The sequence below is a fragment of the Mesorhizobium sp. WSM3862 genome (assembly GCF_002294985.1).
Lineage (GTDB): Bacteria > Pseudomonadota > Alphaproteobacteria > Rhizobiales > Rhizobiaceae > Mesorhizobium.
Genome location: NZ_NSGE01000001.1, coordinates 855,885 through 868,732, shown reverse-complemented (window position 1 = coordinate 868,732; position 12,848 = coordinate 855,885). Strand labels below are relative to the sequence as shown.

14 protein-coding genes and 1 pseudogene are annotated in these 12,848 nt (G+C 63.1%); 10 read left to right on the top strand and 5 right to left on the bottom strand.

All coding sequences use genetic code 11. The features are described 5' to 3' along the window. The 3 genes and pseudogenes from trkD to CK224_RS04310 form a co-directional block, all read left to right on the top strand. Positions 1-273: pseudogene (trkD, locus tag CK224_RS04320) on the top strand (potassium transporter Kup); the annotation flags it as partial. A gap of 148 nt (positions 274-421) precedes the next feature. After that, the gene (locus CK224_RS04315) at positions 422-2,338 is read left to right on the top strand and encodes a potassium transporter Kup (protein ID WP_095780870.1); all 1,917 of its coding nucleotides are present in this window, start codon (positions 422-424) and stop codon (positions 2,336-2,338) included. 35 nt (positions 2,339-2,373) lie between these two features. Beyond that, the gene (locus CK224_RS04310; protein WP_095780869.1) at positions 2,374-3,414 is read left to right on the top strand and encodes an aldehyde reductase; all 1,041 of its coding nucleotides are present in this window, start codon (positions 2,374-2,376) and stop codon (positions 3,412-3,414) included. Positions 3,415-3,448: 34 nt separating this feature from the next. Here CK224_RS04310 and CK224_RS04305 read toward each other — a convergent pair whose 3' ends face one another. After that, positions 3,449-4,342: an SDR family oxidoreductase gene (locus CK224_RS04305; RefSeq protein ID WP_095780868.1), complete on the bottom strand. Its 894-nt coding sequence runs from the start codon at positions 4,340-4,342 to the stop codon at positions 3,449-3,451. A gap of 166 nt (positions 4,343-4,508) precedes the next feature. Between CK224_RS04305 and CK224_RS04300 the strand changes: the two genes are divergently transcribed. Both CK224_RS04300 and CK224_RS04295 read left to right on the top strand, forming a co-directional pair. After that, entirely contained in the window at positions 4,509-4,919 is a 411-nt protein-coding gene (locus CK224_RS04300; RefSeq protein WP_066998811.1) for a helix-turn-helix domain-containing protein, read from the top strand. 91 nt (positions 4,920-5,010) lie between these two features. After that, positions 5,011-6,306 carry an NAD(P)/FAD-dependent oxidoreductase gene (locus CK224_RS04295; protein ID WP_095780867.1) on the top strand — a complete coding sequence of 432 codons (1,296 nt, stop codon included), beginning with the start codon at positions 5,011-5,013 and terminating at the stop codon, positions 6,304-6,306. On the opposite strand, the gene CK224_RS04290 is transcribed toward CK224_RS04295, so the two are convergent. Continuing rightward, positions 6,194-6,913: a glutathione S-transferase family protein gene (locus CK224_RS04290; RefSeq protein ID WP_176477843.1), complete on the bottom strand. Its 720-nt coding sequence runs from the start codon at positions 6,911-6,913 to the stop codon at positions 6,194-6,196. The genes CK224_RS04295 and CK224_RS04290 overlap by 113 nt on opposite strands. A 1-nt stretch (position 6,914) precedes the next feature. After that, positions 6,915-7,220, bottom strand: coding sequence for a Rieske (2Fe-2S) protein (locus tag CK224_RS04285; RefSeq protein WP_095780865.1), 306 nt, complete (start codon positions 7,218-7,220; stop codon positions 6,915-6,917). A gap of 94 nt (positions 7,221-7,314) precedes the next feature. Here CK224_RS04285 and CK224_RS04280 point away from each other — a divergent pair, with 94 nt between their 5' ends. The 3 genes from CK224_RS04280 (at position 7,315) to ilvC (ending at position 9,725) form a co-directional block, all read left to right on the top strand. After that, a complete protein-coding gene (locus tag CK224_RS04280; protein WP_095780864.1) occupies positions 7,315-7,770 on the top strand; it encodes a MarR family winged helix-turn-helix transcriptional regulator in 456 nt (151 codons plus the stop codon). A 128-nt stretch (positions 7,771-7,898) separates the two neighbouring features. Next, positions 7,899-8,576: a TetR/AcrR family transcriptional regulator gene (locus tag CK224_RS04275; RefSeq protein WP_066998692.1), complete on the top strand. Its 678-nt coding sequence runs from the start codon at positions 7,899-7,901 to the stop codon at positions 8,574-8,576. A 129-nt stretch (positions 8,577-8,705) separates the two neighbouring features. After that, entirely contained in the window at positions 8,706-9,725 is a 1,020-nt protein-coding gene (ilvC, locus tag CK224_RS04270; RefSeq protein WP_066998695.1) for a ketol-acid reductoisomerase, read from the top strand. A 58-nt stretch (positions 9,726-9,783) separates the two neighbouring features. On the opposite strand, the gene CK224_RS04265 is transcribed toward ilvC, so the two are convergent. Together CK224_RS04265 and CK224_RS04260 are read right to left on the bottom strand one after the other, a co-directional pair. Next, complete coding sequence (locus tag CK224_RS04265; protein WP_067323293.1) at positions 9,784-10,068, bottom strand: PilZ domain-containing protein; 285 nt, start codon at positions 10,066-10,068, stop codon at positions 9,784-9,786. Between the two features lie 164 nt (positions 10,069-10,232). Then, positions 10,233-10,829, bottom strand: a complete 597-nt coding sequence (locus CK224_RS04260) for a BA14K family protein (protein WP_066998698.1) — start codon at positions 10,827-10,829, stop codon at positions 10,233-10,235. Between the two features lie 162 nt (positions 10,830-10,991). Between CK224_RS04260 and CK224_RS04255 the strand changes: the two genes are divergently transcribed. Together CK224_RS04255 and CK224_RS04250 are read left to right on the top strand one after the other, a co-directional pair. Further along, the gene (locus tag CK224_RS04255; protein ID WP_066998700.1) at positions 10,992-12,104 is read left to right on the top strand and encodes an endonuclease/exonuclease/phosphatase family protein; all 1,113 of its coding nucleotides are present in this window, start codon (positions 10,992-10,994) and stop codon (positions 12,102-12,104) included. A gap of 4 nt (positions 12,105-12,108) precedes the next feature. Then, on the top strand, positions 12,109-12,828 hold the full coding sequence (locus tag CK224_RS04250; protein WP_095780863.1) for a hypothetical protein: 720 nt from the start codon (positions 12,109-12,111) through the stop codon (positions 12,826-12,828). Positions 12,829-12,848: the final 20 nt, after the last annotated feature.

Sequence of the window (12,848 nt, the reverse complement as noted above, 5' to 3'; positions counted from 1 at the left end):
TTCATGCGGGTCACGCTGACCTTCGGCTACATGGAGCAGCCGAATATTCCGCGCGCGCTGGCGATCTGCCGCAAGCAGGGATGGAAGTTCGACATCATGACGACGTCCTTCTTCCTGTCGCGGCGCTCGCTGAAGGCCTCGCCCAATTCCGGCATGCCGATCTGGCAAGACAGGCTGTTCATCGGCCTTGCGAAGACGGCGGCGGATGCGACAGAGTATTTCCAGATCCCCACCGGGCGCGTGGTCGAGATCGGCACTCAGGTCGCGATCTGACCCTTCAAGCATCCACATTGTGCCATAGATTTGAATGGACCTCTGCAGGTCGAGCCTTGCACTGGCGGTATGGGAGCCCTAACGCCAGGGCACTTGATATTGCACTGCAGCAAGCGTAGAGCACCGCGCATTTTATCGGAGTGTCGTCATGGCCCTTGCCAATGGTGCTGAGGCAGAACCCGTCGAGCAAACGGGGCATCCGGAGATAGAGCAGCACAGCACCAAGGTGCTGATGCTGGGCGCGCTGGGTGTCGTCTATGGTGATATCGGCACCAGCCCGATCTACGCGTTCCGCGAGGCGCTCGTTGCTTCCTCGCGCGGTGAGGTCGCCGATCGCGGCGATATTCTTGGCGTGCTGTCGCTGATCATCTGGTCGCTGACGATCATCGTCACGATCAAATACATCATGTTCGTGCTGCGCGCCGACAACCGTGGCGAAGGCGGCGTGCTCTCGCTGATGGCGCTGGCGCGCAGCACTTTCGCGACGCGTTCGGCGATCATCCTGGCCATCGGCATCGCCGGCGCCTCGCTTTTCTTTGGCGACGCCGTGATCACCCCGGCCATCTCCGTGCTTTCGGCCGTCGAAGGCATGAATGTCGTGACACCCGCCTTTCAGCCTTATGTGGTGCCGCTGACGCTGCTCATCTTGGCCATTCTGTTTGCGGTGCAGCGGTTCGGCACAGGTGGTGTTGCCTTGATCTTCGGGCCGATCACCGCCGTGTGGTTCCTCGCCATCGGCCTGTCCGGGCTGAACCACATCATTGCCGATCCTGAAATCCTCTGGGCGATCAGCCCGCACTACATCGTCGCCTTCCTGATCCATTCGCCGGACGTGGCCTTTGTCACGATCGGCGCCATTTTCCTGGCCGTCACCGGCGCGGAGGCACTCTACGCCGACCTCGGCCATTTCGGGCGCAAGCCGATCGTGCTGGCATGGCTGGCGATCGTATTTCCCTGCCTGCTGTTGAACTATGCCGGGCAGGGCGCTTTCGTGCTCGCCAAGAACGGTGTCGTCGGCCATCCGTTTTTCGAGATGAATGAAGGCTGGGCGCTGATCCCGATGGTGATTCTGGCGACGGCAGCGACCGTTATCGCCAGCCAGGCGGTGATCTCCGGTGCCTTTTCGCTGACCAGGCAGGCGGTGCAGCTCAACATGCTGCCGCGGCTGGAGATCCTGCATACGTCCGAAAAACAGTCGGGCCAGATCTACATGCCGCGCGTCAACATGCTGCTGGCGCTGGTGGTGATGCTTCTGGTGGTCGGTTTCGGCGCGTCCAGCAGACTTGCCTCGGCCTACGGGATCTCGGTGACCGGCAATATGCTGGTGACGACGGTGCTCCTCTTCGTCGTCATGACCCGTATCTGGAAGTGGCAGCTCTGGGTCGCGGTGTCGTTAACGGCTCTGTTTGCCTCCATCGATGTCGGCTTCTTTGCCTCCAACATCGTCAAGGTCTTCGAAGGCGGCTGGGCGTCGCTCGCCGTGGCTTTCGCCATCATCCTCGGCATGTGGACCTGGGTGCGCGGCAGCCGCTACCTGTTCGACAAGACGCGACGCAACGAGATCCCGCTCGACTTCCTGGCGGCGAACCTTTTGAAGAAAAAGCCGCAGCTGGTGTCCGGCACCGCCGTGTTCCTGACCAGCGATCCGCTGAGCGCGCCGACCGCGCTCATGCACAGCCTGAAGCACTATAAGGTGCTGCATGAGAAGAATGTCATTCTTTCCGTGGTGACCGCACCGCAGCCGGTGGTGCCGGATAGCGAGCGAGTGAAGATGGAGACGGTCAACGAGCTCTTCATGCGGGTCACGCTGACCTTCGGCTACATGGAGCAGCCGAATATTCCGCGCGCGCTGGCGATCTGCCGCAAGCAGGGATGGAAGTTCGACATCATGACGACGTCCTTCTTCCTGTCGCGGCGCTCGCTGAAGGCCTCGCCCAATTCCGGCATGCCGATCTGGCAGGACAGGCTGTTCATCGGCCTTGCGAAGACGGCGGCCGATGCGACAGAGTATTTCCAGATCCCCACCGGGCGCGTGGTCGAGATCGGCACTCAGGTCGCCATTTGAGGGACTGCAACGCCTAAAGGGGTGGGGAGGTGGGAATGGGGGGTGAGTTGGTGCTCGTTACCGGCGGCTCCGGGTTCCTCGGCGCGCACTGCGTTCTAGCCCTGTTGCAGGCAGGCTACCGCGTCCGCACAACAGTGCGATCCGCCAAGCGCCAAGCCGATGTTCTCGCCATGCTGAGGGTCGGCGGTGCCGAGCCGGGCGATGCGCTTTCCTTCGCCTACGCCGATCTGACGACAGACGCCGGCTGGCCGGAAGCGGTCGCGGGATGCCAGTACGTTCTTCATGTCGCCTCGCCGTTCCCGCCGGGCGTGCCGAAACACGAGGACGATCTGATCGTTCCTGCGCGCGAGGGTGCGCTGCGTGTGCTGCGGGCCGCGCGCGATGCCGGCGTCAAACGAGTGGTGCTCACTTCGTCCTTTGCGGCCATCGGCTATGGCCAGACGCCAATTCCGGGCAGTCCGTTCACGGAAGAGAACTGGACCAACCTGGCGGCCAAGGTGAGCGCCTATGTGCAGTCGAAAACGCTGGCGGAACGTGCGGCCTGGGATTTCCTTGCCAGCCAGGGCGGAGCGCTGGAACTGACGGTCGTCAATCCGGTCGGGATATTTGGACCGGTCCTGGGGCCGGATCATTCGACCTCGACGGACTTCATCAAGCGCTTGCTGGACGGCGAGATGCCTGGTCTGCCGCGCATGGTGTTCGGTGTGGTCGATGTGCGGGACGTGGCGGATCTGCATCTGCGCGCCATGAGCAGTCCCGCCGCCAAGGGGGAGCGGTTCCTCGCCATCAGCGGCGATTTCATGACGACGCTGGCGATCGCACAAACGTTGAAATCGCGGCTGGGCAGCGTTGCGTCGCGCGTTACGACGAGAATGCTGCCGGACTGGCTGGTCCGGACCGTCGGACTGTTCGACGGGCAAGCGGCTCAGATCGTGACGGAATTGGGCAAGGCCAGGAACGCAACCGGGGCCAAGGCCATGCGCATGCTCGGCTGGGCGCCGCGATCGCGCGAAGAAGCGCTCGTCGCCACCGGCGAAAGCTTGGTCCGGCTCGGATTGCTCAAAAAGTCGAGGTGACGCGCCCGGGAGGGTACCTCCCAGGCGCAACGGTTCAGCCAAGCAGTGCGGCCTTGTTCCCTTCCAGGAACTGCTTCAGCGTCTTCGGCTTGCGGCCCGACAACGTCTCGATAGCGTCGGTCACCATGCCGATACGGCCGGAGCGTGTGTTGGCGTCGAAGGATACGACAATGCGCGCAAAGTCCTCGGGAAGGCCGGCCGCCTTGACGCCCTCGGTCAAAGCCTCGTCAGGCAATTGGATAACCTCCAGCGGCTTGCCGGTGACTTCGCTCACCAGAGCGGCAATTTCGTTCGTCGTGTAGGCATGCGGGCCGGTCAGCGTGTAGACGCGGGGCTCCGTCGAGCCGGAAGCGAGGCTCGCGGCGATCGCGGCGGCCATGTCGTCGCGCGCGGCGTGCGCGATCCGCCCGTCGCCGGCCGACGTGTACCACTTGCCCGACGAAATGGCGTGCGGCAGCGCCATGAAAAGGTTCTCCTGGTACCAGCCGTTGCGGAAGATGGTGTAGGGAATGCCGCTCGCCTTGATGGCCTGCTCGGTGCCGTAGTGGTCGCCGGCAAACAGCACCGGCGAGACCGGCTCGGGATTGGGCATCGAGGTGTAGAGGAGGTGCGAGACGCTTGCCGCCTTGGCTGCGGCCACCGCGGCCTGATGCTGCTTGAGGCGCCGGTCGCTCTTCAGGTCGAGCTCACCGGTCGAGACGATCAGCACTCGGTCGGCGCCTTTGAACGCGCGCTCCAGCGAGGCCGGATCGTCGAAATCGGCCGGCCTGACGACAATTCCGAGGACTGCCAGGTCGCCGAGATTTTCGGGATTGCGCGTGGTTGCGATGATATTTGCCGGCGCGACTTTCTGCGCATCGAGCAGATGGTTGATCACGGCGCGGCCGAGATGGCCGGAAGCGCCGGTGACAAGGAGAGTTTCGGTCATGGGAAGTTCCTGAAATTTGCGTCGAAGGGGTCTGAACGATGGTCTCAAAAAGAGACCAGCACTAAAATAAGAATTGACCAGGGGCCGTAAAGAAGGCAGTTTTCCGGGAGGTAGGCACAGCCGGGGAACCACCGGCGGGTCGCCGTTTCGATCAATGGATGTCGCGATGGACAGCAAGATCTTCAGTCTGAAATCGAAGCTCGAGGTCTACAAAGCCATGACCGGCGGCGGCAATTTCGCCGACTGCCCGGTCCGCGATGTGATCCAGGGCATCAGCGGCAAATGGAGCTCGCTGCTGGTCATGGCTTTGGCCGAGAAGCCGTACCGGTTCGGGGAGTTGCGCCGCCTGGTGCCCGACATTTCGCAGCGTATGCTGACGCAGACGCTCTACGATCTGCAGCGCGACGGCTATGTGCATCGCGAAGTCTTTCCGACCAAGCCGCCGAGCGTCGAATACAGCCTCACCGATCTCGGCCGCTCGATGTTTGCGCCATTGCAGATGCTGATCCAATGGGCCGAGCTCAACCACGATGCCGTTCGTGAGGCGCGCGTCGCCTTCGATGCCGCGCAGGCCTGAGCCTTTCCTCCCCCGATACAAGCGTCAAAGCGCCTCTTGATCTCGCGCTTTCGCTGCGGGATTGTTCCTCGCCGGTTCGGGTTTGGGCGCAATGGACAAGCCTTACGAGATAGCGATCGCCGGCGCGGGGCCGGCCGGACTGGCTGCGGCGCTCTATCTCAGGCGGGCAGGGCATAAGGTCACCGTCTTCGAGCGCTTCGACGAGCCGAAGCCCGTCGGTTCGGGGCTGATGCTGCAGCCGACCGGGCTGACGGCGCTCGCCGATCTCGGGCTGCTTGACGAGATTCTTTCGCTAGGGAGCCGTATCGAGCGGCTACACGGGACCGATGCCAAAAGCGGGCGAACAGTGCTCGATGTCCGCTATGACGCGCGCCGCGGTCGCCGCTTCGGTCTCGCGGTGCACCGGGCAGCGCTCTTCGGCGTACTCTATCGCGCTGCCCGGCGCGCGGAAATTCCCATCGAAACCAATGTCGAGATCGAGACGCTGGAGACGGGTGAACGTGCGCGGCCGGTCTGCGCCAACGGAAAGCGGCTGGGGTCTTTCGATCTGGTTGTCGACGCCAGCGGCGGGCGCTCCAGGCTGCGGCAATGCCTTGGCGACACGGCTGTGCCGCGTCCGCTCACCTATGGCGCGTTCTGGGCCTCACTCGGATGGCGCGACGGTTTTGACGAAAAGGCGCTGCTGCAGCGCTACGACAAGGCAAGCATCATGGTCGGCGTGCTGCCGATCGGCCGGCCGGATACTGGCGCCGGAGCCATGGCTGCCTTCTTCTGGAGCCTCAAGCCGGCCGGAGCGGAACAGGTGAGAGCCGAAGGTCTGGGCGCCTGGAAGGCGAAGGTTGTTTCGGTCTGGCCAGAATGCGAGGCCTTCACCAGCCAGATCGACAGTTTCGAGCAGCTCTCGCTGGCCCGCTACGGCCACCACACGATGAGGCTGCCGGCCGGCCGACGTCTGGCGGTTATCGGCGACGCCGCGCATTCGACCAGTCCGCAGCTCGGGCAAGGCGCGAACATGGCGCTGCTTGACGCGGCAGCACTCAGCCATGCCCTGGCGCGAACGAGCGACATCGACGAAGCGCTGATGACCTATGCAAGGGCACGCCGCTGGCACGTGCGGGTATTCCAGGCGCTGTCGTTGTCGTTGACGCCGTTCTACCAGTCGGACTCCGTCGTGTTGCCGTTCGTGCGCGACCGGCTGGTGGCGGCGCTGGCGAAGATCCCGCCGGTGCCGCAGTTGCTCGCCGCCATGGTCGCGGGAACGGTGATCGACCCGTTCAGGCCGATCGGGCTTGCGGAATCGCAATGGCCTGCAGCCGGATCATTCGCGAAAGATAGGATGCCTTTGCCCGAAGGAAGGCGTGCAGCCGCAGCGGATAGTCCGGACTGACAGCCTCCTTCACCGATTGCCGGTCGCTCAACGCCTTGCGCCAGGCCTGGACGAGAGGCTTACCGTCCAGGATGCCGCAAGCGCCGATCTCGTCGAACGTGTCGAAGTAGCGGAAGATCGGCCCGTAGACGGCGTCGACCAGCGAGAAGCGCTTCCCGGCGAACCACGGACCGCTCCGCCTTGCCGACAGTTCTGCCTCGACACGCTCAAACAGTTCCGACAAGTCGCTGCTTTCCTCGAGGAAGCCGGCCTCATCGGCGGCGGAATAGAAGCGCCCGATGGCGTTGAGGATGGCCGAACCGAATTCGACCCAGGAGCGGTGCCTGGCCCGCATGAGCGGATCGGCCGGGTGCAACGGATTGGCCTGCGTCTCCTCGAGGAATTCGAGGATGACGGCGGATTCGAAAATGATCTCCTCCTTGCTACCGTTTCGAACGCAGAGCAGCGGTACCTTGCCGAGCGGCGAGATAGCCTTGAACCAGTCGGGCTTGCTGGCAAGGTCGACATTGACCCGCTCGAACGGCACGCCTTTCTCGGCGAGGGCGATTGCCGCACGCTGGACGAAGGGGCAAAGGTGATGGCTGACGAGGGTGAGTTTGGCCGTCATCCTATTCTCCCCGGACATAGTTCAGCGCGCCGTCCTCGACGCGGGTCGACAGGAACATCAGGCGCGAGCCCTTCGGCGCCGGGCCTTGGAGGCGCTCGCCGCTTTGCATGTCGAAGCGGGCGCCGTGCCACTGGCAGATGAAGGCGCCGTCCTTGCAGTCGAGCGGCCCGCCGAAATGCAGGCAGGCATTGGCCGCGGCACGGATACGCTCGCCGCTGCGCCAGACGTGGACGTCGCGGCCGAAGAAAGGCGCGATCAGGCTGCCGGTCTGCGGGATGTCGGCCACTTTACAGATCTCATGTTTCATCGGGAACCCCTATCGATGCAATTGCATCTATATGAATGCGTTTGCATCGACCGTCAAGCTTGATGCAATTGCATCTATCGAATAAAGTTCCTCGATGACGAGAAAATCTCCTCCGGCCGAGGCCGTCAAAGCCTGGGGCCGCCTGATACGCGTGTCGCGCCAGCTGGTCGAAAAGACCGAGTATGCCCTGAAAGCCGGCGGCTTGCCGCCGCTCGCCTGGTACGACGTGCTGCACGAGCTTGCCGAGGCGGGCGAGGGCGGCTTGCGGCCGTTCGAGCTGATCGATCGCGTTCTGTTGGCGCAGTACAACGTGTCGCGACTGCTGGCCCGGCTGGAAGCGGATGGCCTGCTGGAAAAGCTGCCTGTCTCGGATGACGGCCGTGGCCAGACAGTGCGCATCACGCCAAGCGGCCGGGAGATGCGCCGCCGCATCTGGGCCGTCTATGGCGCCTCCATAGCCGAGCTGATGGGCGACAAGCTTTCCGCCAAGGAGCTGGAAACGCTGGCTGCGCTGCTCGGGCGGCTGCGCGAGCCACTGGCCGGCGATTAGCTCACGAGTCTTTGTGGGTACCGTCAGATTTTTTCGCCCCAGCCCCTTGCGTTGGAAACCCGAATGCGCAATAAGCCGAACCGTAACGTACGGTACGCATTATTGAGCGACCGGGAACGGGTGAAAACGTGTTGCAAGCCGCCGCCGACACCGACAGCAGCGAAACGCTTACCGAGCGGCAGCAGGCCGTTCTGGACGCAGCACTTCGCCTACTGGTCGAAGACGGCGACAACCTGACCATGACCGCCGTGGCGCGGCGGGCAAGCTGCTCCAAGGAAACACTCTACAAATGGTTCGGCGACCGCGACGGGCTGCTGACGGCGACGGTGCAATGGCAGGCCTCGAAAGTGCGCGTGGCGCCGGTCGACCGCAAAGGGCTCGACCTCGCTTGGCTGACCGCAAGCCTCGAACGCTTCGCTTCCGACTGGCTGAGGGTCATCTCCAGCGATACGTCTATCGCGCTCAACCGTGTCGCGGTCGGCCATGCCGGCTCCGGGAAGGATGACCTTGGCGCAATCGTGCTGCAGAATGGGCGTTTCGCGCTGGCCAGGCGTCTGAAGCCCGTGCTCGAAGCGGGACGCGAGGCCGGGCTGCTCGACTTAGAGGACGCTGAGACGGCGTTCCGGACGTTTTTCGGTCTGGTCGGCCGCGATGTGCAGATGCGGCTTCTGCTCGGCGACCGGCTGCAATTGACCGAGGCGACGATCGGCGGCGATGCCGCCCGCGCGACGCAGCAGTTTCTCGCTCTTTACGGCTCAAGGACCGGGAGAGCAAACAACCGGCCGCAAGGTCCCGGAGCCGGATGATTTCAGGTCAAGTCGACCTGAAATCTGAATCCGGCTCCAAATCCAAGAGATAGAGCATGATGTCGTCCGAAAACCGCTTCACACTTTTCGGCATCATGCTCTGATCTTCAAAACGGGAAGGAAGACGAAATGCGTGTCTATTACGATCGTGACGCCGATCTCAATCTGATCAAGGGCAAGAAGGTCGCTATCATCGGCTATGGCAGCCAGGGCCGGGCGCATGCGCTCAACCTCAAGGATTCCGGCGTCAAGGAGATCGCCATCGGCCTGAAGGCCGGCTCGGCGACCGCCAACAAGGTCGAGGCCGACGGGCTGAAAGTGATGAGCGTGTCGGAAGCCGCCAAGTGGGCAGACCTGATGATGATGGCAACGCCCGACGAATTGCAGGCCGACATCTACAGATCAGAGATCGCGCCGAACATCCGCGACGGCGCCGCCATCGCCTTCGCGCACGGCCTCAATGTGCATTTCGGCCTGATCGAGCCGAAGGCTTCGGTCGACGTGGTCATGATCGCGCCGAAGGGCCCCGGCCATACCGTGCGCGGCGAATATCAGAAGGGCGGCGGCGTGCCGTGCCTGGTTGCCGTCAACCAGGACGCCTCGGGCAATGCGCTCGACCTCGCGCTCTCCTATGCCTGCGGCGTCGGCGGCGGCCGTTCCGGCATCATCGAGACCAATTTCCGCGAGGAATGCGAGACCGATCTGTTCGGCGAGCAGGTGGTGCTGTGCGGCGGTTTGGTCGAGCTGATCCGCGCCGGCTTCGAGACGCTGGTGGAAGCCGGCTACGCGCCGGAGATGGCCTACTTCGAGTGTCTGCACGAGGTGAAGCTGATCGTCGACCTCATCTATGAGGGCGGCATCGCCAACATGAACTACTCGATCTCGAATACCGCCGAATGGGGCGAATATGTCTCCGGTCCGCGTATCATCACGGCCGACACCAAGGCCGAGATGAAGCGCATCCTGAAGGATATCCAGACCGGAAAATTCACCTCGGAATGGATGCAGGAATATCGCGCCGGCCTGTCGCGCTTCAAGGGCATCCGCCGCAACAACGACAGTCATCAGATCGAAGAGGTTGGCGCGAAGCTGCGCGCGATGATGCCGTGGATCGCCAAGAACAAGCTGGTCGACAAGGCGAAAAATTAATTTGGTCTATTCATGCTTCGTGAAAGCCGGCGGAGCGATCCGCCGGCTTCTCTCACGCTCAGCCGTAATGCCAATGCGGCTTCGGCTCGGTGCCCGCGAATTCCACGCCGATGCGGTCGTCGCGGCGCCAGCGGACGATCGCCTTGTAGCCGATCCGGTCCTTCGTCACGTAAAGCAGGAATTCGTCGGGCACATGCGCCTCGATCGGCAGCTTCAGTTCGGCGCCGCCAGGATGCATGTTGCGCACCGTGCACATGACCCCGGAATTGTTGATGCCGGTCAGGATCGCCGCGCCCTTCAGCACGCGTTGCCGGCGCTTGCCTCTCAACTCGTTCTCGGTCATGGCGGAGTCGTCCTAGCGGATCGCAGCCTGGCGATCGTCATATGGGGCACCGCATTACGGATAGACGCATCTGCTAAATTTAAGGTTATCGCGTCGCCGTCGGGCGCGCCCTGACAAAAAGAAACGGCGCCCGCCGGGCGCCGTTGAGCTTCGTGCCGAGGGGCTCAGATAAAGGGCGAAATGCACTGCCGGCGCGGGCCGTTATAGGGCTGGAATGTGTTGTCCCAGGCCCGATAGGACCGGTAGCGGTCGTAGCACCATTGGACATGGGCCCTGGAAAGCCGCTCGGTCCGGTAAATGCGCCGCGGCTGATAGTAGCGCGGATAGGGATCGTAATAATAGGGATTGTAGAAATTGTTGTAGGCGAGGCTGCCGAGGCCGAGGCCTAGGCCGAGCCCAAGGATGGCCGCGCCCCCACTGTCGAAGTGGCGATGGCGATGATGGCGATGATGCCGCCAGCGCCAATTGCGATCTCCATCCCAGTTGCGGGAGAAATGACGTGCGCGGAAGTCGCCGCCACGCCATCTGGAATCGCGGCCGCGCCAGTCACCGCCGCGCCGCCAGCGCCAGTCATACATCTGCCGCCGGTCGTTGCCGCCGGCCCAGCTGTCGCGAACGGGGATGATGGTGGATGCGGCCGTGCTGGTCACGGTCGACATATCGGGCTGCAGGACCGGGCCGGCAATCGACGGCACCGTCAGCCCAGCGGAGAGACCCAAGGCCAGAAGCCCGGATCCAAGGGAAGACAAGAGCGGTTTCATTTCACTCTCCACGAGTAAGGCCCCACGCCCAAAACGCTCGGGAATAGGCCTATTGATGGAACTTTCCATCTGAACGGAAGATGAACAGAAAGGTTCCGTCAACCATAACGGGCGTGCGTCTGCTCTTGTGTTCGCCATTGCTTGCGGGCAAAGGTCTCGGCCATGTCGCTGCGCCTCGCCACCTTCAATGTCGAGAACCTGATGAACAGGTTCGACTTCTCCGGCTATCGCAACCAGCTCAACGAGGACCGAACACTGGCGCTGTTCGACATCCAGAGCGAAGCAGAATACAGGCTGCTCGAACAGGCGCGCGCGATCGCCCAGTCCGACGACACCCGCCAGCTTACCGCGCTCGCCATAGCCGCGACACGCGCCGACGTCATCTGCATGCAGGAGGTGGATAACATCGAGGGGCTGAAGGCCTTCGAATATGGCTATCTCTTCAAGATGATCGGGCAGGGCTATCGTCAGAAATACACCACCGCCGGCAACGACTCCCGCGGCATCGACGTCGCCGTGATGATGCGCAACGAGACCGCGCAGGGGCAGCCGATCGAATTCGTGCGCATGACCAGCCATGCCTATGTCACGTTCGAGCAGTTCGGACTGTTCACGCCGGAGCTGGCGGCGTTCGGGCACCTGGCCACCGAACGCGTCTTCCGGCGCGACTGCCTGGAAATCGACATGACGGTCGGCGGCGTGCCGCTTACGCTGTATCTCGTGCATTTCAAGTCAATGGGCTCGCCGCGCAACGGGCTCGATGGCCGCGAGGCGACGATGCCACTGCGCATCGCCGAGGCGCAGGCCGTGCGCCGCATCATCGAGGACCGCTTCGGCAAGGACCATGCGGCCGACAAGCGCTGGGCGATCTGCGGCGACATGAACGATTATCGGCAGCGCGTGAAGATCGAAGGCGACAGCTTCGACGGCTATCGCTTCCACGTCGTCGACGAAGCCCAGTCCTCGATCAACGTTCTGACCGCAGGCGGCTTTTGCGAAAATGTCGTCGAGCGGCGGCCCGAGATGGACCGCTGGAGTTTCTATCACACGCGCGGCCCGCAAGAGCGGCATTTGTGCCAATTGGACTATATCCTGCTGTCGAAGGCCTTGGCGGCGAAGAACGCCACCGCGGTTCCGGAGATCATCCGCAACGGTCAGCCTTGGCGCACCATCTTTCCGCCTGGCCAGGAAGTAGAGCGTTTTCCGCGTGCCGGGTGGGACAGGCCGAAGGCCTCCGACCATTGCCCGGTGGTGATCAACCTGGACATGGCCTGAGCCCGTGAGCTTCGACCTGCCGCGCAATGTCATTTTGCCGGTCGACGCGGTCGACGTACGGCTCGACGCCAGCCCGCATCCGTTCGAGCGCGACAATCAGACAGCGATCGCGGAAAACTGGCGGCGCGAAATGGAGATGAAGCCGGCGCTATATGACGGCACCGTGGTGTTGCTTTCAGCGCTGAGCTATCGCGACAGCCGGCTCATCGGTCGCTGTCATGCGGTGAAGTACTCGACTTTCATGCTGTGGCGCCAAAACCGGGAGCTGAGCGGCGCCGAACATGCCTATGCGCACGCCGTGCTGGTTGCCGGCGACAATGCGCTGGTGGCGATCCGGATGGGCTCGCACACGGTGAACGCCGGCCGCGTCTATTTCGCCGCCGGCTCCTTCGAGCCGATCGATTTCCGCGACGGCGTCGTCGATATCGATTTCAACATGATCCGCGAGGTGGGCGAGGAAACCGGGATCGATCTGTCGGGCGCCGCCCGCGGACAGCGCTACTATGCGCTGTCGACTTCGAGCGGCACGGTGATCTTCCGCCGCTATCACGTTCCCGAGCCGGCGGAAGAGCTTGCGCGGCGCATCAGCGCCTTCGTTGCCGCCGAGAAAGAGCCGGAGATCGAAGGTCCGGTGATCATCCGGCACGCTGCAGACCTGCCGGAAGGCTTGATGCGCCATATGAGGCCGCTGATCGAGTGGCATTTTGCCAACGAGTTGGTCTGACACGGCCACGGGCCAACGAT

Excerpts from the sequence above, each read along its gene's own strand:
- CK224_RS04315 (WP_095780870.1), top strand. The coding sequence starts at position 422 with ATGGCCCTTGCCAATGGTGCTGAGGCAGAACCCGTCGAGCAAACGGGG.
- CK224_RS04310 (WP_095780869.1), top strand. The coding sequence starts at position 2,374 with ATGGGGGGTGAGTTGGTGCTCGTTACCGGCGGCTCCGGGTTCCTCGGC.
- CK224_RS04305 (WP_095780868.1), bottom strand. The coding sequence starts at position 4,342 with ATGACCGAAACTCTCCTTGTCACCGGCGCTTCCGGCCATCTCGGCCGC.
- CK224_RS04300 (WP_066998811.1), top strand. The coding sequence starts at position 4,509 with ATGGACAGCAAGATCTTCAGTCTGAAATCGAAGCTCGAGGTCTACAAA.
- CK224_RS04295 (WP_095780867.1), top strand. The coding sequence starts at position 5,011 with ATGGACAAGCCTTACGAGATAGCGATCGCCGGCGCGGGGCCGGCCGGA.
- CK224_RS04290 (WP_176477843.1), bottom strand. The coding sequence starts at position 6,913 with ATGACGGCCAAACTCACCCTCGTCAGCCATCACCTTTGCCCCTTCGTC.
- CK224_RS04285 (WP_095780865.1), bottom strand. The coding sequence starts at position 7,220 with ATGAAACATGAGATCTGTAAAGTGGCCGACATCCCGCAGACCGGCAGC.
- CK224_RS04280 (WP_095780864.1), top strand. The coding sequence starts at position 7,315 with ATGACGAGAAAATCTCCTCCGGCCGAGGCCGTCAAAGCCTGGGGCCGC.
- ilvC (WP_066998695.1), top strand. The coding sequence starts at position 8,706 with ATGCGTGTCTATTACGATCGTGACGCCGATCTCAATCTGATCAAGGGC.
- CK224_RS04265 (WP_067323293.1), bottom strand. The coding sequence starts at position 10,068 with ATGACCGAGAACGAGTTGAGAGGCAAGCGCCGGCAACGCGTGCTGAAG.
- CK224_RS04260 (WP_066998698.1), bottom strand. The coding sequence starts at position 10,829 with ATGAAACCGCTCTTGTCTTCCCTTGGATCCGGGCTTCTGGCCTTGGGT.
- CK224_RS04255 (WP_066998700.1), top strand. The coding sequence starts at position 10,992 with ATGTCGCTGCGCCTCGCCACCTTCAATGTCGAGAACCTGATGAACAGG.